1 pseudogene is annotated in these 1,208 nt (G+C 45.9%); it reads right to left on the bottom strand.

The window, feature by feature from the left end:
- Nucleotides 1-204 precede the first annotated feature (204 nt).
- Nucleotides 205-1,083: pseudogene (locus tag M4I42_RS16895) on the bottom strand (IS982 family transposase).
- Nucleotides 1,084-1,208 lie beyond the last annotated feature (125 nt).

The raw sequence follows: 1,208 nt of genomic DNA, 5'->3' as shown, positions 1-1,208 counted from the left end.
TTATTAAATGTCTGAATTACTGAATAGTGTCTTTAATGATTTGACAAAGTTGGGACTTCTTTAAGTCCACAATGCACCGAAAACGAAAACACTGAAACTGTTTGCTGGGGTTGATTATGTTATTTATTATTGTGTTTAGACAATTTATTAAGATTTCACAAATGAACGAGAAATTAAGAGATAACCCGTGGTGCTAGTTGAGCTTTAGCGCTCAACTAGCCCAAGTGTAACCAGGGAATAAGCTAACAATATACCGTCTAGTGCCACTTCAAATCCGATAATCGAATTGGCTCGGATCCCCGTGATGCGATAGTGGTCAACCAGAACCGAGAACACCGTCTCGATCACTTTGCGTTTTTGTTGGATCCACTGCTCCCATGTCTCAGACGCACGATGTTTCTGGTTTTTTCGAGACGGAGTCCAAAGCGCCATTTGGTATTCTTCGTACAGCCTTTTTTGCAAGTCACGGCTAATGAATCCTTTGTCCCCGAAGTTATACGGGTGGGGAATTTGAGTCATCACGCTTTCGGCTGCGATTCGATCGTGGCAAGATGCTTCCGTCACCACATACCCCATTGGCAGCCCTTGATCGGTCACTTGAAGGTGCAGCTTCAACCCGTAGTACCATTGCTTTTTGGAAGCGCAATACCCGATGTCGGCGATCTCTTAAAACCGTTTGACGCGATGCATTCTTGCCGTATGGCACAACGGGAGCGGCAAGCTGTCCACGACGGCATAGGCATGATGTTGACCGCGTTTTGCCAGCTCATGACGGATCCATTTGATGGCGAAACCAAGCGCCCGGCAACGGCGGTTGTATCGGGAGCGTTCGAGAAACGAGCCGTTTGTGAACAAATTTCCCGTGACAAAACGATGCCACGCCCGTTCAGAAGTAAAACCGAGCAGCTTTCCTAAAAGATGAATGGCGATGATGACAGCGTCCTCTTGCTTGACCAAATGGCGATTTCGACGATGAAGATGCACCTGAATGCATGAAAGTTGAGCAGAAACAAAAACGAAAATGGCGGCATATTGCTTTTGAATCTTGGCTCGATCTGTAGTAAAATGAAAGTGCTCTTGCATGGGGATTCTCCTTTCGAATGGCAGGTCGCACTTTCATTCTACAGGAGATCCGCCAGCAAGGGCTATTTTTATGCTTGCTCAAGTTTATCTAGCACCACGGGTAAGAGATAGTATTTCAACAATTT

The organism is Anoxybacillus sp. J5B_2022, assembly GCF_026847645.1.
Classification (GTDB): domain Bacteria; phylum Bacillota; class Bacilli; order Bacillales; family Anoxybacillaceae; genus Anoxybacteroides.
This window is presented reverse-complemented; position numbering and strand designations above follow the sequence as displayed.